At 55.5% G+C, this 21011-nt stretch carries 23 protein-coding genes and 1 riboswitch; of the genes, 6 read left to right on the top strand and 17 right to left on the bottom strand.

The genetic code is table 11. The annotated features are described in order from the left end of the window. Positions 1-289: 289 nt before the first annotated feature. Together I4V53_RS06850 and I4V53_RS06845 are read left to right on the top strand one after the other, a co-directional pair. Positions 290-5866 (top strand): alpha-N-acetylglucosaminidase TIM-barrel domain-containing protein, encoded by a 5577-nt coding sequence (locus tag I4V53_RS06850; RefSeq protein ID WP_286167066.1) that lies wholly within the window; start codon positions 290-292, stop codon positions 5864-5866. Positions 5867-6385: 519 nt separating this feature from the next. After that, complete coding sequence (locus I4V53_RS06845) at positions 6386-7744, top strand: MATE family efflux transporter (protein ID WP_195984842.1); 1359 nt, start codon at positions 6386-6388, stop codon at positions 7742-7744. Here I4V53_RS06845 and I4V53_RS06840 read toward each other — a convergent pair. The 6 genes from I4V53_RS06840 to I4V53_RS06815 all read right to left on the bottom strand — a co-directional run bounded on the left by I4V53_RS06840 (position 7741) and on the right by I4V53_RS06815 (position 12167). After that, positions 7741-8940, bottom strand: coding sequence for a cation:proton antiporter (locus I4V53_RS06840; protein ID WP_195984840.1), 1200 nt, complete (start codon positions 8938-8940; stop codon positions 7741-7743). The genes I4V53_RS06845 and I4V53_RS06840 overlap by 4 nt on opposite strands. Positions 8941-8994: 54 nt before the next feature. Further along, positions 8995-9069: riboswitch (Fluoride riboswitch) on the bottom strand. A gap of 43 nt (positions 9070-9112) precedes the next feature. After that, the gene (locus I4V53_RS06835; RefSeq protein ID WP_195984838.1) at positions 9113-9478 is read right to left on the bottom strand and encodes a VOC family protein; all 366 of its coding nucleotides are present in this window, start codon (positions 9476-9478) and stop codon (positions 9113-9115) included. Positions 9479-9587: 109 nt separating this feature from the next. Further along, positions 9588-10505, bottom strand: coding sequence for a DUF4097 family beta strand repeat-containing protein (locus tag I4V53_RS06830; RefSeq protein ID WP_195984836.1), 918 nt, complete (start codon positions 10503-10505; stop codon positions 9588-9590). Positions 10506-10510: 5 nt separating this feature from the next. Further along, entirely contained in the window at positions 10511-11146 is a 636-nt protein-coding gene (locus tag I4V53_RS06825) for a permease prefix domain 1-containing protein (RefSeq protein ID WP_195984834.1), read from the bottom strand. 17 nt (positions 11147-11163) lie between these two features. Next, complete coding sequence (locus I4V53_RS06820; RefSeq protein ID WP_195984832.1) at positions 11164-11487, bottom strand: PadR family transcriptional regulator; 324 nt, start codon at positions 11485-11487, stop codon at positions 11164-11166. A 314-nt stretch (positions 11488-11801) separates the two neighbouring features. Further along, positions 11802-12167, bottom strand: a complete 366-nt coding sequence (locus I4V53_RS06815; protein ID WP_195984830.1) for a winged helix-turn-helix transcriptional regulator — start codon at positions 12165-12167, stop codon at positions 11802-11804. A 122-nt stretch (positions 12168-12289) separates the two neighbouring features. Between I4V53_RS06815 and I4V53_RS06810 the strand changes: the two genes are divergently transcribed. Next, the gene (locus tag I4V53_RS06810) at positions 12290-12685 is read left to right on the top strand and encodes a pyridoxamine 5'-phosphate oxidase family protein (protein ID WP_195984827.1); all 396 of its coding nucleotides are present in this window, start codon (positions 12290-12292) and stop codon (positions 12683-12685) included. Positions 12686-12986: 301 nt separating this feature from the next. Here I4V53_RS06810 and I4V53_RS06805 read toward each other — a convergent pair whose 3' ends face one another. The 4 genes from I4V53_RS06805 to I4V53_RS06790 form a co-directional block, all read right to left on the bottom strand. Beyond that, complete coding sequence (locus I4V53_RS06805; protein WP_195984825.1) at positions 12987-13511, bottom strand: hypothetical protein; 525 nt, start codon at positions 13509-13511, stop codon at positions 12987-12989. A 139-nt stretch (positions 13512-13650) separates the two neighbouring features. Continuing rightward, the gene (locus tag I4V53_RS06800; protein WP_195984823.1) at positions 13651-13836 is read right to left on the bottom strand and encodes a hypothetical protein; all 186 of its coding nucleotides are present in this window, start codon (positions 13834-13836) and stop codon (positions 13651-13653) included. Then, the gene (locus I4V53_RS06795) at positions 13815-14516 is read right to left on the bottom strand and encodes a hypothetical protein (protein WP_195984821.1); all 702 of its coding nucleotides are present in this window, start codon (positions 14514-14516) and stop codon (positions 13815-13817) included. Before I4V53_RS06795 ends, I4V53_RS06800 begins: the two co-directional genes overlap by 22 nt. Next, positions 14513-14884 carry a hypothetical protein gene (locus tag I4V53_RS06790; RefSeq protein WP_195984819.1) on the bottom strand — a complete coding sequence of 124 codons (372 nt, stop codon included), beginning with the start codon at positions 14882-14884 and terminating at the stop codon, positions 14513-14515. Before I4V53_RS06790 ends, I4V53_RS06795 begins: the two co-directional genes overlap by 4 nt. Positions 14885-15012: 128 nt before the next feature. Here I4V53_RS06790 and I4V53_RS06785 point away from each other — a divergent pair, with 128 nt between their 5' ends. Continuing rightward, positions 15013-15543 (top strand): TetR/AcrR family transcriptional regulator, encoded by a 531-nt coding sequence (locus I4V53_RS06785; RefSeq protein ID WP_195984817.1) that lies wholly within the window; start codon positions 15013-15015, stop codon positions 15541-15543. Positions 15544-15695: 152 nt separating this feature from the next. Further along, a complete protein-coding gene (locus I4V53_RS06780) occupies positions 15696-16058 on the top strand; it encodes a VOC family protein (protein WP_195984815.1) in 363 nt (120 codons plus the stop codon). A 413-nt stretch (positions 16059-16471) separates the two neighbouring features. Here the strand turns inward: I4V53_RS06780 and I4V53_RS06775 are convergent, their stop codons facing one another. Together I4V53_RS06775 and I4V53_RS06770 are read right to left on the bottom strand one after the other, a co-directional pair. Beyond that, positions 16472-16900, bottom strand: coding sequence for a CPCC family cysteine-rich protein (locus I4V53_RS06775; RefSeq protein WP_286167060.1), 429 nt, complete (start codon positions 16898-16900; stop codon positions 16472-16474). Continuing rightward, positions 16891-17781: a DegV family protein gene (locus I4V53_RS06770; RefSeq protein WP_195984813.1), complete on the bottom strand. Its 891-nt coding sequence runs from the start codon at positions 17779-17781 to the stop codon at positions 16891-16893. The genes I4V53_RS06775 and I4V53_RS06770 overlap by 10 nt, the downstream gene beginning before the upstream one ends. Before the next feature lie 168 nt (positions 17782-17949). On the opposite strand from I4V53_RS06770, the gene I4V53_RS06765 reads away from it, so the two are divergent. Further along, positions 17950-18456 (top strand): O-acetyl-ADP-ribose deacetylase, encoded by a 507-nt coding sequence (locus I4V53_RS06765; protein WP_195984811.1) that lies wholly within the window; start codon positions 17950-17952, stop codon positions 18454-18456. Here the strand turns inward: I4V53_RS06765 and I4V53_RS06760 are convergent. The 5 genes from I4V53_RS06760 to I4V53_RS06740 form a co-directional block, all read right to left on the bottom strand. Further along, entirely contained in the window at positions 18432-19031 is a 600-nt protein-coding gene (locus I4V53_RS06760) for a hypothetical protein (RefSeq protein ID WP_195984809.1), read from the bottom strand. The genes I4V53_RS06765 and I4V53_RS06760 overlap by 25 nt on opposite strands. Continuing rightward, positions 19028-19384 carry an MmcQ/YjbR family DNA-binding protein gene (locus I4V53_RS06755; protein ID WP_195984807.1) on the bottom strand — a complete coding sequence of 119 codons (357 nt, stop codon included), beginning with the start codon at positions 19382-19384 and terminating at the stop codon, positions 19028-19030. Before I4V53_RS06755 ends, I4V53_RS06760 begins: the two co-directional genes overlap by 4 nt. Next, the gene (locus I4V53_RS06750; protein ID WP_195984805.1) at positions 19381-20169 is read right to left on the bottom strand and encodes an SDR family oxidoreductase; all 789 of its coding nucleotides are present in this window, start codon (positions 20167-20169) and stop codon (positions 19381-19383) included. The genes I4V53_RS06755 and I4V53_RS06750 overlap by 4 nt, the downstream gene beginning before the upstream one ends. A gap of 13 nt (positions 20170-20182) precedes the next feature. Next, positions 20183-20443: a TfoX/Sxy family protein gene (locus tag I4V53_RS06745; RefSeq protein ID WP_195984803.1), complete on the bottom strand. Its 261-nt coding sequence runs from the start codon at positions 20441-20443 to the stop codon at positions 20183-20185. Positions 20444-20637: 194 nt separating this feature from the next. Continuing rightward, positions 20638-21006 (bottom strand): metal-dependent transcriptional regulator, encoded by a 369-nt coding sequence (locus I4V53_RS06740; protein ID WP_195984801.1) that lies wholly within the window; start codon positions 21004-21006, stop codon positions 20638-20640. Between the last annotated feature and the right edge of the window lie 5 nt (positions 21007-21011).

The raw sequence follows: 21011 nt of genomic DNA, 5'->3' as shown, positions 1-21011 counted from the left end.
TATATAACTAGAACGTCAAAAAAGCGGAAAAGGGGACAAAATTCTTTAAAAAATTTCCTGATTTTAAAAATTTTAACTTTCATACAAAGAAAACAGGCGATTTTTTACACGATGAGAAACAAATCCCTTACGGGGAAAGCGGAATTCCTGACCATTCATTTCGACAAAATACCCCCAATGTAAATATTCGCGTGGAAAATGCTTTTCTGCGAAAATGATTGAAGCCCTGCCTGCGAGATGATAGAATAAATGAAAAGAATGTGAACAGGAGGTGCTTTTTGTGAAAAAAATGAAATCTCTGCTCAGCGCGCTGCTGTGCGTACTGCTGGTGGTTTCTTCACTGCCGTTGACGGCGCTTGCGCGGACGCAGACGGCGGCGGAGGGGAAGCTCGTCAACATTGCCGCCCAGTGTGCGATCGACGCGCCGGAAAACGAAGCGGGACGCGGCCCGGAAAACCTGGTGGACGGCGATCCCACCACGCTCTGGGTGCGCAACAGCGGGACCTGGCCCACGGAGGTGGTCTTCCAGCTGCCGCCCGCGCTCGGCAAACCGGTGAAGAAGGTGGCGGTCAAGTTTGAGAGCGGCCATTCCGCCTGGTCGGTGGACATGAACCTGTCCTATGCGATCAACAACGTCACATCCGATTATATCGGCGCGGACGAGCAGGCGGACCACGGCTTTGACGACGATTATACCTATACCTTTGACACCGCGACCTATCTTTCCCACCTCAAGGTGGAGCTGTCCAACCCGAAGAACGACGGCGCCGCGGGGGCCTTCTGGCCCGCCATGGCGGAGATAGAAATCTGGGTGGAGGACGACGCACAGGAGGAAGAACTGGTGAACATCGCGCCTGACGCGGAGATTACCTCCGTCGGCGGCAGCGCGGGAAACTCCGCCAACCTGGTGGACGGCAATTACAGTTCCCTGTATGTGTTCCTCAACGGCGGCATGAGCTCCCTGGGCGGGAAGCCCGCGTGGGTGCAGCTCGCTCTGCCGCAGCAGCGCCGCGTGCAGTCCTTTGAGATTGCGTTTGAGGAAATGAACCCGGACAGCAACCAGTTTGTGTTCACCTATAATATCCTCGGCAGGGGCAAGGACGACGCGGATTGGAATACGCTGGTGGAAGGCGCGACGGCGACGCGTGAGGACTGCCTGCGGACGCATGCGCTGGACGTCCCGGTGGAGCTGGCCGACGTGCGCGTGGAGATCACCAGCATCGCATCCGCCGGCGGCGACCCGTGGCCGGCCATCGCGGAATTCAAGATCTTTGCAGCCCCCGGCGACGCGCAGGAGGATACGGAGAGCGTCGCGTGGAACAAGCCCGTACATACCAGCTCCAACCAGGCGAACGCCTACAGGGTGAACGACGGACAGACCACCAATTCGTGGAACGGTTCGATGTACCCGGCCTATGTGGACATCGACCTGGAGGAAAACTACAACATCGACCAGGTGGAAATCTATACGCCCGCGAGCGGCTATTCCCAGTATTCCATTTACACCAGTATGGACGGCCGCGACTTTGACAAGATGGCCGAAAAGACCTCTGCGGACGTTTGTCCGGCGGAGGGCGAAGCATACGATCTGGGCGGTAAGGAAGCGCGCATCGTGCGCGTGTACATGGAGTACAATTCCGCGTCCGCGCAGGCGGTCCTCAACGAAGTGCGTGTGCTGGGCGAACCCAGCGGCACACCGGTGCGGGAGACCCCGGCGGTCAACGTGCCCGATTTTGCGGATTCCCCGTACAATGTGGAAATTACCCCGGAAATGACCGTTCAGGAGGTTCAGGGAATTGTGGAGCGCCGCCTCGGTCCGGCGTACGTGGATTGGTTCACGTTTGCGCTGGAAGAACCGGGCGCAGACGGCTATGACTTCTTCACGCTCTCCAACGCGGCGGACGGAACCGTCCGGATCGCCGGCAACGACGGCGTGTCCCTGGCGACCGGCCTGAATTACTATCTCAAATACTACTGCAACGTGATGATCTCCCAGCTGGGCGATCAGGTGCGGATGCCGGATGCAATTGTTCCCGTCGACGAGCCGGTCCGCCGGGAGACGCAGTTCCCGGTGCGGTACTCGTACAACTACTGTACGCTGTCCTACTCCATGGCCTTCTGGGGCGAGGAGGAATGGCGCAACGAGCTGGACTGGCTGGCCCTCAACGGCGTGAACGTGGTGCTGGACGCAACCGCGCAGGAAGAGGTCTGGCGGCGGTTCCTGGGCGAGCTGGGCTACAGCCATCAGGAGGCCAAGGACTTTATTGCCGGCCCCGCGTATTACGCATGGGCCTACATGGCGAACCTCTCCGGCTTCGGCGGCCCGGTGCACGACACCTGGTTTACGGAGCGCACGGAGCTGGCGCGACAGAATCAGCTCACCATGCGCAAGCTCGGCATGCAGCCGGTCCTGCAGGGGTACAGCGGCATGGTGCCGGTGGACATTCAGGACAAGCAGCCAAACGCGCAGATCATTCCGCAGGGCACCTGGTGTTCCTTCCAGCGTCCGGCGATGCTCAAGACGGATACCGAAACCTACAGCACGTTTGCGGAAAAATTCTATGCCTGCCAGCGTGAAGTGTACGGCGACGTCTCGCACTACTACGCGACCGACCCATTCCACGAGGGCGGCAACACCGGCGGTATGTCCGGCGCGACGGTCAGCGCCCATGTGATTTCCTCCATGCTGGCGGCGGACCCGGACGCCGTGTGGATCATTCAGGCGTGGCAGGGCAACCCGACCACCTCCCTGATGCAGGGTTTGGAGGGCTACCGCGAGCATGCGCTGGTGCTGGACCTCTACGCGGAAAAGACCCCCACATGGGAAACCGCGAACGGCGGCGAATTCATGGATACGCCGTGGCTGTACTGCATGCTGAACAACTTTGGCGGCCGCATGGGCCTGCATGGCCATATTGAAAACTTTGTCAATGAAATTCCCCGCGCCTCTCAGACGGCGCAGCAGATGAAGGGCATCGGCATCACGCCGGAGGCTTCCCAGAACAACCCGGTCCTGTACGACCTGTTCTTTGAGACGATCTGGAGCGAGACGCCGGACAATCTGCAGGCCATCGACCTGGAGCAATGGTTCCGCGATTACACGACGCGCCGCTACGGCGCGGCCAGCGACGCGGCCTTTGAAGCCATGCAGATTCTGAACGACACCGTGTACAACCCGTCCCTGAACATGAAGGGGCAGGGCGCGCCGGAGTCCGTGGTCAACGCCCGCCCGGCGCTGAACATCAGCGCGGCCTCCACCTGGGGCAACGCGGTGATCGATTACAATAAGAAGGATCTGGAGCGCGCGGCGGAACTGCTCCTGCAGGATTACGACAAGCTCAAGGACAGCCCCGGCTACCAGTACGACCTGGCGGACGTGCTCAAGCAGGTGCTGTCGAACACGGCGCAGGAGTACCACAGGAGCATGGCGGAGGCCGCCAGCGGCGGCGACGCGGAAGCGTTTGCCCGCAGGTCGGAGAAATTCCTGCGCGTCATCGATGAAATTGAAAAGGTCCTCGGCACGCAGAAGGCGTTCTTACTGGGCACCTGGGTAGGGCAGGCGAAGGACCTCGCCGCCAACGCGGACGATTTCACGAAGGAGCTGTACGAGCTGAACGCCCGCGGACTGATTACCACCTGGGGCGGCATTTCGCAGGCGAACGCGGGCGGCCTGAAGGACTATTCCAACCGCCAGTGGGCCGGCCTGACGAACGATTACTATAAGGTCCGCTGGGAGAAGTGGATCGACGAGTACCAGAAGATGCTGAACGGCGAATCTTACGACCTGAATTTCGACTGGTTCGCGTTTGAGTGGGCGTGGGCGCGCTCCAACAACACGTACACCGAAGAGCCGAACGGCCTGAGTTTGCAGACGCTGGGCGCGGAGGTCCTGAAGGACTTCTCTGTGGATACGGTGGACAGGAACCCGGCGGAGGACGATACCAACGACCTTCCGGTGGCGGGGATGACTGCCACGGCGGGCAGCGAGGAGCCGAACGGCGGCGCGAGCGAAGGCCCGGCGCGATTGGTGCTGGACGGCAACACAAACACCATCTGGCATACCCTGTGGGCGGGCGCGGCGCGCGAGGACCACTGGATCGACATCGCCCTCGGCGGCGAAAAGACCGTGGACGGCCTGCGCTGCCTGCCGCGTTCCAACGCGGGCAACGGCACAATCACGAAGTACCGCATCGAGCTGAGCAGCGACAACGGCGCCACATACCATGAGGTCGCCAGCGGCAGCTGGGCGGCGAGTTCTTCGTGGAAAAAGGTTTCCTTCCCGGCGGAAAAGGCCACGAATGTGCGGCTGTTCTCCGTCGAATCCGTCACCACACAGGCTCCGCTGCAGTTCTCCTCCGCCGCGGAAATCCGCGTCACGGAACCGGCGGAGGAAGAGCCCGGCGACCATATGCTGACGGTCAACTTCTCACGGAATGTCAAACTCTTTATTGATGGGGAGGAACAAAAGCTTCCGAACCTGACCGGCTCCTATCAGGCCGTCGTGGCGGCGGACACGCCGCTGGCGTTCACCTTTGTCCCGGCGATCGACGGCAGGGTGCTTGCTGGCGTGGCGGTCAACGGCGTGCCGGCGGAAACCGGCGGCTTTGATGTGAATCAATACGTCTGGAATGCCGCGATGCCCAATGCGGACGTCACCTTTGACCTGACGTTCACGGTTGTGAACAAACAGATTCTGGAAACCGTGGTCGAAAGCGCGAAGGCGCTGGCCAGCGGCGAAGAATACAAGAATGCGATTCCAACGGTTCAGGAGGCGTTTGACAAGGCGCTTGCCAACGCGGAAGCGGTGCTGGCGAAGAAGGATGCGGATCAGAATACCATCGACCGCGCCTGGTCTGCCATGCTGAAAGCCATCCAGTACCTGAGCTTTGCGAAGGGCGACAAAACCGCGCTGGCGGAAACGCTGCAATCGGCGGACCAGCTTGTGAAAGACGAATTCATCGCGTCCAGTTGGGCGTCTTATGAAAAAGTTCTGGCGGAAGCCCAGGCCGTTTACGGCGACCCGGACGCAATGGACAAGGAAATTAAAGAAGCCGCCGAGGCGCTGCGCGTCGCAATGGAAAATCTGGTCCGCAAGGCGGATTGGGAATCCCTGCTGGCGCTGATCCAGAAGGGCCAAGAGATTGAAGCGGAGCTGGAGTCCTATCTGGAACCCGGCAAGGAAGACTTCCTGACGGCGCTCCGCGCGGCGGAAGCGCTGCTCGATCAGGAGCCAACCCAGTCCGAGGTAAACAGTGCGGCGTCGGCCCTGACGGAAACAATGGCGGTTCTGCGGAAGATTCCGGACAAGAAGGCGCTGGAAGACCTGATTAAGGAAGCGGAAAGCTTTGACCTGAGCCTTTATACAACGAACAGTGCCGACGCCCTCACGGATGCGCTGGAGCAGGCGCGCAAGACGCTGTACAATCCGTCGGCCAGCCAGGAGGACGTGGACGCGGCGAGCGGCCTCGTGCGCGGGACGATCGACGCATTGGAAAGAAAGGTAACGGTTCACACTGGTTCCGGCGGAACCTCCAGCCCCAACGCGATGGGCAATATTTACGGCGCGGTGGGAACAGCGGTTGCCGGTGCGGCGCAGGCAAGGGTCATTTCTGACACAACGGTGGATTTTGCCGTGAAACGCGGCAGCGCGTACTGCTTCAAGATGACGGTTGTCAATGGAAACGGGCTGGTTCCCAGCTTTACCGTCGGCAACGGCGGCGTGCTCAAGACGCAGTTTGCAGCCCGTATCGGCAACGACTGGTACTTCCGGGTCTGGGCGATCGGCAAGCTGGGCGAAAGCACCGGCGTGTACACGACTCTGACGGGACAGAAGCCTGTGAAGCATTGTACGATCACGATTGCGTGAAAAATCCATACACACTGAACCGGCGGGCCGCAGTGCATCCGCGGCGAACGCGTTACGTGTGAGCAGGAAATAAAACACAGACAGCGCCCCGGCTTATAGGAAGTCGGGGCGCTGTCTGTGTTAAAAAGAGAACGCTGGATGGGGAAAGAAAGATTGCATACCGATTTTCCCCGCGGAAATCAGGATTGCGTATTCAAAGCCTGCGTATATTGAACGACAGGGTGCGAGGGAAAGTGAAGCGAATGTTTGGCAGTTAGCATGGGCTTGAATATTTAGAAAACGAAGGTCTGCGGCTTTTCCCCGCCGGTATTTGCATTTGTTGGAAAGCTGTGTTATAGTAGCAAAAAATGGGGAAATCGGGTGAGCACCTACCGTATGCAAGGCTGATGTTGCATGCGGTATTTTTTTGCGGATCGGATGTTCCGGAGAAGAAGGAATGTTTGTTTTCGCGCGGTTTGCTTACATGCGGCGGGGCAAAACGAAACGCCGCCGGTGGAACAGGGCTTGAGGGGTGGAAGAATGCATCGCACAAAACAAATTGAACAAAACGGCAGGGGAAGCATCGCCTGCGTCCTGCTCAGATTCAGCCTGCCGCTGATCCTGAGCGGCGTGCTGCAGCAGCTCTACAACTGGGCGGACGCGTTCATCGTCGGCAATGTGGAGGGCGAACGGGCGCTGGCGGCGATCGGCGCGACCGGCACGGTCGTCAACTTCTACCTGATGGCGATCACCGGCTTTACGCTCGGCCTTGCCATCCTGTTTGCGCAGAAGCACGGCGGCGGGGAGACGGACGCGATTCCAAAAATCCTGTCGACCTTTTCCGTGCTGCTGGGGGCCGTTTTTCTTTTGCTTGCGGCGGCGGGCGTCTGGCTGTCCTCCCCGCTGCTGCATCTCCTGCATACAACGCCGGATACGATTGGTCTGGCGGAAGACTATCTGCAAATCATTTTTGCAGGCGTGCCGTTCCTTGCCGTATATAATGTCTATTCCGCCGCGCTGCGGGGAACCGGAGACAGCCGCGCGCCGTTTTTGGCCATTCTGGTGTCTTCGGTTGTGAACGTTGGGCTGGATCTCCTGTTTGTCGCATGGCTGCGCTGGGGCGTCGCGGGCGCGGCCGCGGCGACGGTGCTTGCACAGGCGGCGATGACATGTTTTTTGATTGTCTATGCCGTAAAAAAGCATCCCCTGCTGCGCTTTCGCCTCGGGAAGGGGGCGCTGCACCGGACGGCGCTGTACCAGGGGATTCGGCTGGGCATACCGCCGATGATCCAGTCCAGCGTCAGCGCGTTCGGCGGCCTGCTGCTGCAAAACTTCATGAACGGGTTCGGCACGCAGACCGTGGCGGCGATCACCACGGCGTACCGCGTCGACTCCATTATTCTGCTGCCGATTATCAATCTCGGTTCAGGCATTTCCACCCTGGTTGCGCAAAGCGACGGCGCGGGGCAGAGGAAACGCGCCCGGAAGATCTTTGCGGTCGGCACGGCCCTGATGGCGGCGGGTTCCCTGCTGCTGACGGCGCTGGTCATCCCGACAGGCGGGTATTTAATCGCCATGTTTGGCGTGGGACGGGAGGCGACGGAAATCGGACGGGACTTTTTCCAGCGGATCGCCAGTTTTTACGCGGTGTACGGCATTGCGACGGCGGTGCGGGGGTATCTGGAAGGGCTGGGCGACGTGCTTTATTCCAGCATCGCGGGAATTGCGTCGCTGGTATGCCGGATCCTGCTCTCCTATGCGATGGTTCCGCTCTGCGGCAATAGGACGATCGCGTATGCCGAGGCGTTTTCCTGGGGCGTTTTGCTGGCGCTGTACCTGTTCCGGCTGCTCTGGAAGCGGACGCGGCAAAACAGGACGGCGAAGGGGCGCTGCGCCTAACCGGCTTCCGATTCCTCCGGATTCTGTTGCAGCAGATGCTTGTGCGTCCTGTCCACGCCGAACGCGCCGAGCGGGGCGGTGATGAGAATCGCGAGGACGGCGACCGTCAGCACGATTTTTCCGCAGGGGAGCCCCATTGCGAGCGGGACGGAGCCGATGGCCGCCTGGACGGTCGCTTTCGGCAGATAGGCGATCATGCAGAAAACGCGCTCTTTCCAATTGAGGCGCGTGCGCAGCATGCAGCAGAGGACGCCAAGCATGCGGAACGCCAGCACGCAGAAAATCAGCAGGATGGCCGCGGCTCCGGCGGAGACCGCGTATTGAATATCTACGGTCGCGCCGACCAGAACAAAGAGCAGGACCTCCGCCGCGACCCACAGCTTGGAAAATTTTGCGGACAGCCGGTCCGCGACGAACGCGCGCCGTTTTTGCAGGGCGATGCCCAGGCTCATCACCGCCAGCAGGCCGGAAAATGGGACGGTCCCTTTGAGCTTGTCCTCCGCCGTGACCAGCAGGAACGCGATGCATAGCAGCAGGATAACCTTGACGGTGTCGCGCAGATGGACGCGCCGGAAAAACAGCGCGAGAAGCAGTCCGGCGGCGACGCCCGCCAACAGGCCCAGCAGGATGGAAACCGGAATCTGCACAAAGCCGGCGGGAGAAAGCTGCGTCCCCTGCGCCAGTCCGGTGAAGGCCGTAAACAGGACGATGACGAATACGTCGTCGACGGATGCGCCCGCCAGAATCATCTGCGGGATGCTCTTCTCCACGCCGTAGCCCTTCTGCATCAGGTCCAGCATTTTTGGCACCACGACCGCCGGGGAGACCGCCGCCACGACGGCGCCCATGATGGCAGCGTCCAGTACGGAAACGCCGAGCAGCTTGGGTGCGAGCAGGACCATGCCCGCGATCTCAAAGCAGGCGGGGACAAAACACATCAGGACGGCGGGGCGGCCGACCTTTTTCAGGTCGCCGACGTCCAGAGAAAGGCCCGCGCGCAGGAGAATGATGATCAGGGCGATCCGGCGCAGGTCCGCGGAGATGGACAAGAGCGCCGGCGCAATCCAGTTGAGCGCGAACGGGCCCAGCAGGATGCCGGTGAGCAGCATCCCCAGCAGCCTGGGAAGCCGCAGCGCTTCAAAGACCGCGGCCAGCGCCATGCCGCAGAGGAAAACCAACGCGAGACTGAGTAACATAAAAACACTCCTCTTTTTCGCAGGAAACAAAAAAGCCGATGATTCCTGCGATCTAAAATCACAGAAGTCATCAGCTTTATCAGCGGTTCAGGCATATCGCCAGGGGAGAACTTCATTCCCTTGGCTTTTATTTTACCATGCCGGGGAGAACGCCGTCAAGGGTTTGCTGCCGTCAGCGGTCCAGAATTTCAATCCAGTAGCCGTCCGGATCGTTGATGAAATAGAGGTCCATATCGTGGTTCTCAAAGCAGACGTAGCCCATCTCCTGATGGAGCGCGTATGCCGCCGCTTTGTCCTCCACACGGACCGCCAGGTGGATTTCGTTGTCGCCCAGATTGTATGGCGCGGTGCGGTCCCGCAGCCAGGTCAGCTCCAGCTCGAACGGCGTTGTACCGTCGGAGAGATAGACCAGAATGAACGAACCGTCCGGCGCTTCCTTGCGGCGGCATTCCGTCAGGCCCAGCGCCTTTTGATAAAACGCGAGGCTTTTTTCCAGGTCAAAGACGTTCAGGTTGGCATGTAAAAAGGTGGATTTCATAGCGGGTTCCTCCTGTGATTCTTGATTTCCCCATAAGAATGCCACGATTTGATCCATGTATGCTTGTGGAAAAGAAAATAAAGGCAAATCAATGGGCAGGAGGCCGCATTTATCTCTTGTGGATACGGACATCGCCGCTGGTCGTGCTCAGGTCAAATTGGGTGCCGCCGTCCTTGTACTGTGTGTTGTACCGGTCGGTGCGGTCCCAGAAATCGCTGTACAGGTCGCCGGAAACGCTGTGGAACTCCACGGAGAATCCGTCGTTTTCCGGAAGGGCAAAGATGATTTCTCCGGACACCGTGTGCGCCGACACGCTTTCCGGCATTTCCTCCACCTTAAAGCTCAGGTCGCCGGAGGTGCTGTTCGCGTTGATCTGCCCGGCGCGGCCTTTGAATAATGCTTCTCCGCTGACGGTTTGGAACTCCAGCCGGTCGGTCTGCACGGCGGAGCACTCCAGATCGCCGCTGGTGCTTTCCAGCGTCATCTCTGTGTACTCGCCGCTCACGGAGAGGTCGCCGGAGGTGGAACTCAATTCCAAAACGGAAGCGTTGAATTCCTGCAGGCTGACGTCCCCGCCTATGGTTCTGACGGCCAGTGTCTGGTACGTCTTTTGCGGCAGGTAGACGTCCAGGTCGGAGCCGATGGAAAAGGAGAAGGGGAAGATACGCAGGCCCGCCGTACGTTTACCGTCCTGAATCTTCAGCTTGCCGTTGCTGACGGAGAAGTTGAAGAATTCTTCCTCCGGCGTGTTTTTGACGCCGCGCTGCACGATTTTAACGGTGGAATCGTCGCTTTCATAAAAAATGACGTCGCCGCCTTTCCAGTCGATATCCAGGGAATCGACGTTTTCGGAAATGCGCTGTTCCCTGAGCTGGACGTACGACCAGTCGCCGTTGTAGCGGGAGGAGTGCCAGAACCAGCGGTTGCCCCAGCCGTCGTTTACGCATAAGAAGGCAAACACCGCAATACAGAAAACCAGAATGACGCTCCAGATGCCGATAATCACTTTTGCAGCAGTCTTGCTCATGATTTTCACTCCTTTAATGCCAGTATGCCTTTTACAATGTTCTCAATTGCAACGGCAATGATAAAGATGATCCAGGAAAAGCTCCAGATACCGAAAATAAAGCTGACCAGCAGATAGATGGCGACAGTGATGCTCCAAAACGCGCCTTTAAACGCGTTGAGCGCGTCGCGCTGCCGGTTGTTTTTCACATGCCATTCTTTAAATTCTTCCACAATCGTATCCTCCGTGCGCACATAGCTTTTACGTGTCATGCCGTTGTAAATCAGCAGGCCGGTCGCCGCGGCGATGGCGGCGAACATGGCGCCGATCCCGGCGTTGCTGTCGATCAGGATGACCAGGAACGGGCTCATAATGTAGAGCGCCACGGCGACCGCCGTGCGGATGGCGCGCGCGCTGGTTTCCTGTGCCGGCGCGGGAGACAGGGGAGAGGGCTCCCGCACGCTGTCGATCAGCTCGTCAATGTTGCCGATGCCCCGGATGACCGTGTTGTACGCGTCCTCTTCGGAGAGGCCGTGCTTGAGGCGGTCGTTGTATTTCTCCACCAGGTTGGAGAACAGCTCTTCCTTCAGATCCTCCATCCGGCGGGTCTTGGGCGCGTTTTCAAAGGCGTTGTCCAGATAAGCACGAATTCTGTCAATCATCAATATCAGCCTTTCTGTTATAAAATCAGTTTGTCGATCAGGAGTTTGGCATGCGCCCAGTCCGCGATTGCGTTCTGGTACAGTGCGCGCCCTTCCTCCGTGATGGTGTAATAGCGCCTGCGCGCGCCGGTGGTTTCGTTTCCCCAATAGGATTGGATGTATCCCGCCTGCTCCAGCCGGCGGAACGCGGTGTAGAGGGTGGCTTCCTTCAGCTCGTACTGGTTGTCGGTTTTTTCCTGGATGGCTTTGTTGATCTCATAGCCGTAGCTGTCCTTATCCAGAAGCTCACGTAAGATGATCGTGTCCGTATGCCCCCGGATCATATCTGCGGTAATGGACATTGCACTCACCACACTTTCTAAGATATACTATACTCATATATACCTCATCTGTCAAGGTATATTTAAAACAAATATAAATAAAAGTCCACGACAGGTTCATGCAACCGTCGTGGACTTTTTTATTGCAGCAAGAAAATCGTTGGATTTTCCACATGTGAATGTAACAAAAAATATTTTTCTGCCAGGTGAACCGGAGTGCATTTAAAACCGGAAGGACAGAGCTGTTGATGATATGTTACGGGCGCTCTACTGAAATAGCCCTTAACTTGAGGGACATTTCAGAAGGCTGCAAGAGGCTTGAAGAAATTGTGCGTCTATTTCACTGACATTATGTGCTGGCTTTTCTTAACGTCATTTAAGTATGCTATGTACTCATTTCCCCACCCTTCAAGAACGGATAGAACTTTTCTGAATTTTTCACCGATTTCACTTAGCTGATACTCAACTTTAGGAGGGATCTGTTGATATTCAATGCGAACAATCAACCCTTCGTCTTCAAGCGTTTTTAACTGCCTTGATAAAGTGGTATGTGTCATTTCTTCCGGCATACGTCTTTGCAACTCGTTAAAACGTATTGGCCCGTCAGTTAATAGATATAGGATATACATAGACCATTTTCCAGTAAGCACCTTTTGCGCCGTTACATAAGGACATAGCCCAAACAATTCTTTTTTTGCCATATGCACGTTCCTTTCTGATACCAGTATCATTAAATATCGTACTTGTGTTATCGCTCGTGCGATATATAATTATACTTGCAAACAGAAAAAACGCAACCCACAATTTGAAAGGAGTTTTTATCATGAATGAAGTTTTGGAGTATTTGAAGTCATGCGGCACTTTTTATCTTGCTACAAGTGAGGATGGACAGGCCCATGTACGTCCCTTCGGTGCGGTTTGTGAATTTGAGGGCAAACTCTATTTCGTTACAAACAATCAGAAAAAGGTGTACCAGCAGATGAAGCAAAATGGAAAAGTTGAAATCTGTGGGATGCATAAGGGTACATGGATTCGTGTTGAAGGTGAAGTGAAAGAGGACACGCGCCGGGAAGCAAGAGTGTCCATGATGGATGATAACAAGGCTGCTTTGAGCAGTATGTACACGGTTGACGATAATCTGATGACCGTATTTTATTATGAACGCGGTACTGCTACCATCTATTCATTTACCTCTGAGCCGAAGGTAATTGAACTGTAATCAAATAATAAATAATAGCAACGCCGGACAAGGCATTTTAGCCTTGTCCGGCGTTGCCATATGATTATCAAGGTATATATGCTTATGTTTTATAGCGGCGTCTCGTAAAAGTCAAATTAAGAGCAGCATAGTTAAAAACGGTTTCTTGTTTCTGCAAACCTTTATAATACTTTAGTAAATACGGGCGGTAAATCGGCCAATATACAAACTGATCCCATACAAAACAATCGTGGCAGGCCGTGCAGGAGTATATACACTCCTGCAAAACGCTTGTTGGGGTCGGATCCCAAACCTCGGAAATTTATAAGCTTTTAACAGCAATCAGTTGAAAATACAAATATTTTTGCTGTTCCTCAATTACCAATTTCATTTCATTCATATATGACTCATCTAAGAAAAGCTTGGGGTGAAAAGCATCTTCACGCCAAAGGCGGACGCCGATCTCTTCAAATTCATAATTTGTGCTAAGCTGCTCGTCCTCCATGTCATAAGTGCAGGTGCTGTATTTTTTCAGATTTGACACTAACTCTTCAGCTAATGTATTAAAGACATCCATTCCGTAAATGTCTATAATCATTTTTTCTCGTAGCTCATAGTCAACAGCAATTTCGATGGCTTTATTGTTTTTATATCGCACCATAAAAAATGACGAGCCGTCTTGATATCTTGTATAGGGATCCGTATCAGAAGCTTTTGATATATTACTTTTATACGTACTTGTCCATTTGGTACGCAGTTGTTCGAGAGCAAAAAATATTTCTTTTTCTGACATTCCTAACCGCAGTGGCCCGATCCCTTTATTTGGAATCACCTCAAGATGTTCCATTCAATGACCTCACAGATTATAATTATTTTTTATTGCCCATTTTCGCCCAAGGTGTTTGACCATAGTCTAAAGCTAAATCGTATAAAAGTCAATTTTTTGTAGCACCGTTTTCATCGGGCGATGAGCGGCGGAAAGGGGGTTACAGGCCCTTCAGGCGTTTTTTGGCTTCTTCCACGGTTTCGCCGTCTTTTGTGAGGCAGCGGTCGACAAAGGCGTCCTCAATTTTGACATATCCGCTTACGACGGACTCCTCTATTTTTTCAAAAGCGCCGACGACTTTTTCCGCGATTTTTTCGTTTGCCGTTACAAGTTTTGATTTTGGCATACAGGTTGCTCCTTTCTCTTACGGCCTCTGGCCGCAGTTGCGATTCCGAGCACAAAAACAAACAGGCAGACGGCGACGCCGGTCAGCAGATTCATCCGATGCGCGTCCGTACTGCCCATTGTTCCAAAGGATACAAGCATGGAACGCTGCAAAGTTAAAACAGACGCCGCCGCCTCTGCGCACCCGATGGTGCGGATGACCGCCAGAAGCGGAGCGGGATGTTTTCTGGACTGAACGGCGTGGATCACAGCCATCGTCGCCTTATAAAAGATATAGGTCGCAATGGTAATCATGGTGATTTTATCATATTTACGCACGATGTTTTGCGACAGACTGAGATAGGTCACGCCCGTTAAAACAACGCTTAATAAAATCAGCAGGATGCCGGACAGCTTCCTGACAAAGTATTCTGTATCAACAGAAGATGTGGAACGCGTTCGATGCGCGCACAGGACAGCTGAAAAACGCATGGTACCCAATATAGTATAGTACGCGCACATGGTAGTGAACCACAGGGACTGGCGGACGATCCCGAGAGCGCCGTGGTAGAAAGCGTACAGAAGATTCAGAGAAAGGCTGAACGCGGCGGTTAAAACGATTCGATACCGCCGTTCCCTGACGATGCGCGTACCAATGGCGTGCGTTTCGATTCGTTCCATAATGGTTTGCTTTAAACTCATTCTTTCAGGCCCTTTATGAGGGGAACCAAACAGAGCAGAGCGCCAATGCCGAGAAATCCGAGGACGATGCCCAGGAACATCTGGCCCCATACCATACTCAGGCACAGCCCGACGCCAAACATAAGCGCGCCGGCAACGGCGAGAAGACCGGCACATACCGTTTTTCCGGAAATCCGGATCGGCGCTTTGTGCTCCATTTTTCTCCATATGAGGAGGGTAATCAGGCCGAGAAGCAGGCCTGCGCAGCCGAACAGAATCCCCGGTTGAAACATGTCCCATTCTGGAATAAGCGCCATACACATGCCAAGTGCAAACAGCATCCCGCTTGCGGTCCCCAGCACCATTGCGATAAAACTGCTTTTTTTCATTGGAAATACCTCCTTAGTGATTAAATCAACAGTTGTTGGTTGCATCTAATGGTAGTATACTGTTCGTTAAATGGGAAAACAATCATCAGTTTTCATACAAGTGTTGGAATAATAAAAGGGGGAAGGACGTGAATACAAAAAACAACCGGCGGCGGCGTGAATCCGTGGAGCGCATCGAAAAGGTCTTTATTGAATTCCTGCAAACAAAAGAGCTGCACGAAATAACGGTGTCGGACATTTGCAAGGCCAGCGGGTTAAACAGGAGCACTTTTTATGCCAATTTTGTCGATCTTTACGATCTGGCGGACAAAGTCAGAGAGCACCTGGAAGAAGAGGTAAACCGTCTTTATGAGCCGGAGACCACACAGGGGTTTAACAGCGACGACTATTTAAAACTGTTTCGCCACATAAAAGAGAATCCATTATTCTACCGCACCTATTTTAAACTCGGTTATGACAATCAATACCAAATAAAACTGTATGACGTCCATCAAGCGCAGCGGTATTTTTCAAACCGGCATATCGCGTACCATATTGAGTTTTTCAGATGCGGGTTCAACGCGATTGTAAAAATGTGGTTGATGGGCGGTTGTAAAGAGATGCCGGAAGAGATGGACGAAATTATCCGCAGCGAATATCAGGGGCGCTCCGACCGATAAAAAACAGCCGCATTTCCCGGCTTCTGAGCGCTTTTCGGTTGCTCCGGCAGATAAGGATTTTTGTTGCGTCCGGAGGCTGGAAATCTGTTGTGTATACGCATTTGGCGGAAAAGGCGAATCGAAAATGACTTCTATTTCTGGAGGTAGAGAATATGATAACAGGATACTATTGTACAAATATTTTTTCTGAGCAGGCAAAAGAACTGATTGAGTTTTATAAACAGGTATTAGAAATACCCGTTATTAAAACGGATGGGGACGATTCAAATGGGGTTTATTTGGGCTTTATAGAAAATGCCCCCACTCTCTGTATATGGGATTGCAAAGCATTCAATGCACAGCCGACTGGACATCAATCCTTTGTTTTTCAAACAGAAAATCTTGATTCAACAATAGAATACTTAAAGAAAAAAGGGCTTCTGCTTTCTGAGGCTGTCAGATATGATTGGGGAACTTACGAGGTCCGTTTAAGCGACATTGATGGAAATGAGGTTGTAATAGTTGAGTTTATATAATTATTAACTTTCGGTTTGGTGAACCAGGTGCATCTGATGAAAGGAGGGATTGTGGCGCTTAACTTGCTCAAACGTCTGGTAAAGAGATTGAAGGGTCTGACAATCACTTTTGAAGAAAGCCTGATTTCATGCGGCTTTGTGAACGTTCTCATAAGAAGCTGAGAGAAGATTCAAGCCGCTTTTTCAGTTCCAGGCAATAAAAAATAACTGTGTTTTTCCGGTTTTTGCGTGCTTTTCAGTTCACCAAGCGGGAAAAGAATTTTTCGTTACGTTCATAGGTGGAAAATCCAAACGATTTTCTTCCTGTAATAAAAAACGGCGGAAGCTTTTTTCAAGCTCTCCGCCGTTTTCATATATCATAAATTACATAACAGGGTTCCGCCTGCCGGTTTCCATCCGGAGACGAACGGGCCTTATGCGTTCTGTTCTTCTTCAGTTGGGGCGCGTACATACCGCAGGAACCGGGGATCACAGGCATGAAATTGCCTGAAATTGGCCCGCGCTTCCCGAAGCGTCATGCCGTGGTTCTCGTCGCTCGGCTCGTCTTCCCGGGAAAGAAAGACGTCGTTTTCCCAGAAGCACACCGGGCAGATGTATGCGATGGCGTCCGCCGCCGGGACAGGCAGGGTGCGGCAGCCGCAGCATGGGCAGGGAAATTTGGGTGGAGCGGGCGCCGGTTCCGCCCCGTTTTCCGCTGAATCGCCGTTTGGATGGGCATACGGAACGGCTTCTGACTCTGGATGCGCGGCGCTTTTTTCATCATGAGCTGTGGGGAATGTATTGGCTGTGGGCAGAAAAGGGGATTCTTTCACCTTTGGCCCGATGTGGCGTTTCATTCGCATCCGGTTCCACCGGTGCTGCCGTGGCCGGCCGTCAAAAAGAGCACGCCGAGGGTGTTCGGGCCGCAGTGGCAGGAGATGGTACAGCTGGCGCGGGTCACATGGATTTCCCGGAACGGCGCGACTTCCCGCACCGTGCGGCGTACCAGCTCGATCAGCTCCTGCGAAATGCCGGAGTGCGTGATGAACAACCGCTCCAGGCGGAGGTCGTCCCGGTTGGCCAGCTTATCCCGCGTATATTGCGGCAGTACCTTCTCCAGACCGCCGCGGTACTTTTTGCCCACGCCCATCGCGCCGCCGTTGCGGTTGTCCACCTCGATGCAGGGCTTAAGGTGGAGCAGGTTTGCGCCCAGCGCCGTCACAGCGGAACACCGCCCGCCCGCATGCATGAATTGCAGGGTATCCAGAATAAAGCTGGCGTGGGAATGCGCCGCCAGCGCGGAGACCTCCCGCTGAATCTGCTCCGCGGGCATGCCCTGCCGGATGCGCTCGCCCGCTTCGATCACCAGCAGGCCCATGCCGGTGGAGAGATTGCAGGAGTCAATCACATGCACATGCCCCAGGTCCTTTGCGGCGATGCGCGCGTTCTGGTGTGCGGCGGAGAGCGCCGAGCCCAGATTGATGTGGACGACCTCATAGCCGTCGTCCACCCATTTTTTAAAATATTCGTAGAATTCCCCCGTGCTGATCGCCGCCGTTTTCGGCAGCAGTTTTTTGTCCCAGTAGGCCCGGTACAGGTCGTCGGGCGTGATATCTACGCCGTCCGTGTAGGATTTGCCGTCCAAAACGATGTGATAGGGGAAGTAGTGTACCTGATATTGTTCCTTCAGCTCCGCGCTCAGGTCGCAGGTGCTGTCCGCGCTGAGTATAATTTTTGGGGGCATGTCGTTTCCTCCCGATTTTCATACTTGGTCTGATGGTATTATGATAACGCGATTAAAAAATGTTTTCAATACCCGAATACAGCGTGCGGCGATTGCAATTTTCGGTTGGAATCGGTATGATTAAAGAAAAAACGGCCCATGGGCCGTTCTCAGAAAGGGAAATTGAAAATGAAATTGGAAATTGTGCGCGGAGACATCACCACCTGCGCGGTGGACGCCATTGTCAATGCGGCGAACACCTCCCTGCTCGGCGGCGGAGGCGTGGACGGCGCCATCCACCGCGCGGCGGGCCCGGAGCTGCTGGCGGAATGCCGCCTGCTGAACGGCTGCAAAACCGGGTCGGCAAAAATTACAAGAGGCTACAACCTGCCCGCCCGCTGTGTGATTCACACGCCCGGCCCCATCTGGCGCGGCGGACAGGACGGGGAGGACGCGCTGCTGGAAAGCTGTTACCGCTCCTGCCTGGAGCTGGCGGAGCAGGCGGGCTGCAAAACCGTGGCGTTCCCGTCCATCAGCACGGGCGTATACCGCTTCCCGCTGGACCGCGCGGCGCGGATCGCCGTGCGCACCATACAGCAGTGGGGCAAAAATCCCACCGAGATCGAAACGGTGCAGATGGTCTGCTTTGACGACCGCACCTATGAAGCGTATCAGTCCGCACTGGAAGAGGTCTGAGCGTCCTCGCCCTGCATTTCCGTCACGATGGTCTCCAGATTGTCCAGCAGAAAGTCCTGCACCTCGCGGCTGTAGAGGATGTGCAGGTAGTGGCCGCCGCTGAAACTGTCCTTCCATTCAGAGGTGATGCCCATCGCCTTGCCGGCGGGGCTGGGGTCCTTATAGCGTTTATCGTTCCGGATGCTCTCCTGTAACAGCCCTTTGCGGACCAGCCAAGCGGTCAGGTCCGTGGCCTTGAGCTTCTGCATGGTTTCCAGATCCGCCACGGCGTTGACGGCTGCCGCAAAGCGGCTGATGGAGAGCGGTTCCTGCGTCAGAGCGACCTGCTGCTTTTGTTCCGGCGTCAGCGAGAACAGCGGCAGGTCTTTTCTGCGCGGCTTTTTGGGTTCAATCGCCCGGCGTTCCCGTGAGATCACGCCGTCCAGCAGTGTCTCCACATAGAAGAAGCACCGCGAAAGGCGCACCTGATTGAGCACGGCGTCGTCGGGTATCTCCTCGTCGGAGATGGGGTCGATGCCGTTTGCCAGCTTATTGATGTACATTTTAGCGCGTTCCATTTTTTCCAGTTCCGTCATGGTGCGTTCCCTCTCTTTTTTCGCTGTTTGGGCCGGGTGATCCCGTAGCTGTGCGCGACCATATCGCAGATTTCGTCCCGCGGGACGTCGCCGTCCAACAGCACGGTATTCCAGTGCTCCTTGTTCATGTGGTAGCCGGGCGTCACGTCCCGGTAAGCGCCCCGCAGCAGTTCCGCGCGCATCGGTTCGCATTTTAAATTTAGAAAAAGCTGCCCGCCGCGCTCATAGAGCATGGCAAAGATTTTCCGGTTGGACCGGTGGCGCAGCACCGTCCAGTTGTCGTCGTCAAACGGATAGTCCTCGTAGGCGTCCGGAAAGGTCAGGCAGAAATCAACCCATTCCCGCCGCGTCATGTGCGTTCCTCCGGATCGTAGGACCAGCCGCAGTCCGCGTGGTAAATCATCTGCGTTGTCATACCGCCGTCGATCGTTAAGTCCTGCCCGGTGATGAACGACGCGCGATCGCTGCAGAGAAACAGCACCGCGTCCGCGATGTCATCCGGTTTGCCCACCCGGCCTACGGGATGCTGCATGCGGTCTGCCCGGGAATGCTCCGCCGCGGGTTCCCCCGCCGCGTGATAGCCCGCCGTCTCGATCCAGCCGGGGCTGACGGAGTTGACGCGCGCCGTCCCGGACAGGCTGACGCTGAGCGCGTGCGTCAGCGCGCGGATGCCGCCCTTCGCGGCGGTATAGCTCTCCGTGTCGGCCTGCGACATCACCGCGCGCGTAGAGGCGATGTTGACGACCGACGCGCCCGGGGCAAAATGTTCCCGGAACAGGCTGGTCAGATAGTACGGGGCGATCACGCCCACCCGCTGGACATACGCGAAATCTGCGTATGAGCAGCCGGACAGAAGCCCCCGGCGGCTGAGGCAGGCGTTGTGAATCAGGCAGTCCACCCGCTGGAACCGTTCCAGCACCGCGGCGGAGAACCGCTCCAGAACGGCCTGTTCCGCAAGATCACCCGGGAAATAAAGGAACCGGTCCGGGGAAAACCGGGCGGCGAGTCGGTTTCCCGCGGTCTTGTCGAGATCGATCACCGCAACGCGCGCGCCTTCTTCCAAAAAGCGTTCCGTGAGACGCCGCCCGATGCCGTTCGCCCCGCCGGTGACCACACAGGTTTTATTGGTAAAGTTCATAAATACCTCCCGTTTACGGCAGCTTGTGTGCCTGGTAAAAGGCTTTCAGGTCCGCTTTGGTATCCGCGTCCAGATCGTGCCAGCGGATGCCCCGAATGGCCCCCTCCAATCCGCACAGCCGGTTGTAGCAGGCGGACGGGTCAAAGGATTGGATGCGCAGCCAGGCTTCGCGGCTTCCGGTTTCCTGTAGTGCGGCGGGGGTGGGAATTCCCGCCCGCAGCAGCTGTTCCTCCATGATTTTGCCGATGTTTGGCAGTTTTGTCAATTCACCCATTTTGTCGCCTCCTTTTTTAACATAGTAGCATAATCGGGGCGGACAGGCAATAAAAAGTCGATTTTTCAGACAGGAAGAAAGGAAATCGGGAAACACGCGAACGAAGCCGCCGGACCGCTTCCATGAGAAACGGCCCGGCGGCTTCGTTTGATTTGAGATAGATCAGATTGTAAAAATAATGGAAGTGGATGGCGTTATGAATTTTCCAGCATCAGACCGGACAGGCGGTCAACGCCGCCGTCGGATAAATTGCACAGGCAGACGACCGCGTCGTGATGGGCGTCCGGCTCCGGCAAACCCAGCCGCTTATGGAAGAACCCATACAGAAGCAGATAGCTGGTGTAAAGCCGGTTGGAGAGGCGCGCGCCCTCCGCGGTGAAGGTGACGGTTCCGTAGTATTCCTTCTCGATCAGGCCGTCCTCCGCCAGGTTCCCCAGCATTTTGGAAACGCTGGGGCGTTTGACGGACAGGGAAACGGCGATATCCTTGGAACGCACGGCCGCGCCCTCCTGGCCGAGTTCGTAAATGGCGAATAAGTACCGCTTTTTTCCGGATGAGAGCACGGACG

It is taken from the genome of Clostridium sp. D33t1_170424_F3, from assembly GCF_015667585.1.
Lineage (GTDB): Bacteria > Bacillota > Clostridia > Oscillospirales > Acutalibacteraceae > Anaeromassilibacillus.
This window is presented reverse-complemented; position numbering and strand designations above follow the sequence as displayed.

Coding starts and splice junctions, on each gene's coding strand:
- I4V53_RS06850 (WP_286167066.1), top strand. CDS start 290: ATGAAATCTCTGCTCAGCGCGCTGCTGTGCGTACTGCTGGTGGTTTCT.
- I4V53_RS06845 (WP_195984842.1), top strand. CDS start 6,386: ATGCATCGCACAAAACAAATTGAACAAAACGGCAGGGGAAGCATCGCC.
- I4V53_RS06840 (WP_195984840.1), bottom strand. CDS start 8,940: ATGTTACTCAGTCTCGCGTTGGTTTTCCTCTGCGGCATGGCGCTGGCC.
- I4V53_RS06835 (WP_195984838.1), bottom strand. CDS start 9,478: ATGAAATCCACCTTTTTACATGCCAACCTGAACGTCTTTGACCTGGAA.
- I4V53_RS06830 (WP_195984836.1), bottom strand. CDS start 10,505: ATGAGCAAGACTGCTGCAAAAGTGATTATCGGCATCTGGAGCGTCATT.
- I4V53_RS06825 (WP_195984834.1), bottom strand. CDS start 11,146: ATGATTGACAGAATTCGTGCTTATCTGGACAACGCCTTTGAAAACGCG.
- I4V53_RS06820 (WP_195984832.1), bottom strand. CDS start 11,487: ATGTCCATTACCGCAGATATGATCCGGGGGCATACGGACACGATCATC.
- I4V53_RS06815 (WP_195984830.1), bottom strand. CDS start 12,167: ATGGCAAAAAAAGAATTGTTTGGGCTATGTCCTTATGTAACGGCGCAA.
- I4V53_RS06810 (WP_195984827.1), top strand. CDS start 12,290: ATGAATGAAGTTTTGGAGTATTTGAAGTCATGCGGCACTTTTTATCTT.
- I4V53_RS06805 (WP_195984825.1), bottom strand. CDS start 13,511: ATGGAACATCTTGAGGTGATTCCAAATAAAGGGATCGGGCCACTGCGG.
- I4V53_RS06800 (WP_195984823.1), bottom strand. CDS start 13,836: ATGCCAAAATCAAAACTTGTAACGGCAAACGAAAAAATCGCGGAAAAA.
- I4V53_RS06795 (WP_195984821.1), bottom strand. CDS start 14,516: ATGAGTTTAAAGCAAACCATTATGGAACGAATCGAAACGCACGCCATT.
- I4V53_RS06790 (WP_195984819.1), bottom strand. CDS start 14,884: ATGAAAAAAAGCAGTTTTATCGCAATGGTGCTGGGGACCGCAAGCGGG.
- I4V53_RS06780 (WP_195984815.1), top strand. CDS start 15,696: ATGATAACAGGATACTATTGTACAAATATTTTTTCTGAGCAGGCAAAA.
- I4V53_RS06775 (WP_286167060.1), bottom strand. CDS start 16,900: ATGCGAATGAAACGCCACATCGGGCCAAAGGTGAAAGAATCCCCTTTT.
- I4V53_RS06770 (WP_195984813.1), bottom strand. CDS start 17,781: ATGCCCCCAAAAATTATACTCAGCGCGGACAGCACCTGCGACCTGAGC.
- I4V53_RS06765 (WP_195984811.1), top strand. CDS start 17,950: ATGAAATTGGAAATTGTGCGCGGAGACATCACCACCTGCGCGGTGGAC.
- I4V53_RS06760 (WP_195984809.1), bottom strand. CDS start 19,031: ATGACGGAACTGGAAAAAATGGAACGCGCTAAAATGTACATCAATAAG.
- I4V53_RS06755 (WP_195984807.1), bottom strand. CDS start 19,384: ATGACGCGGCGGGAATGGGTTGATTTCTGCCTGACCTTTCCGGACGCC.
- I4V53_RS06750 (WP_195984805.1), bottom strand. CDS start 20,169: ATGAACTTTACCAATAAAACCTGTGTGGTCACCGGCGGGGCGAACGGC.
- I4V53_RS06745 (WP_195984803.1), bottom strand. CDS start 20,443: ATGGGTGAATTGACAAAACTGCCAAACATCGGCAAAATCATGGAGGAA.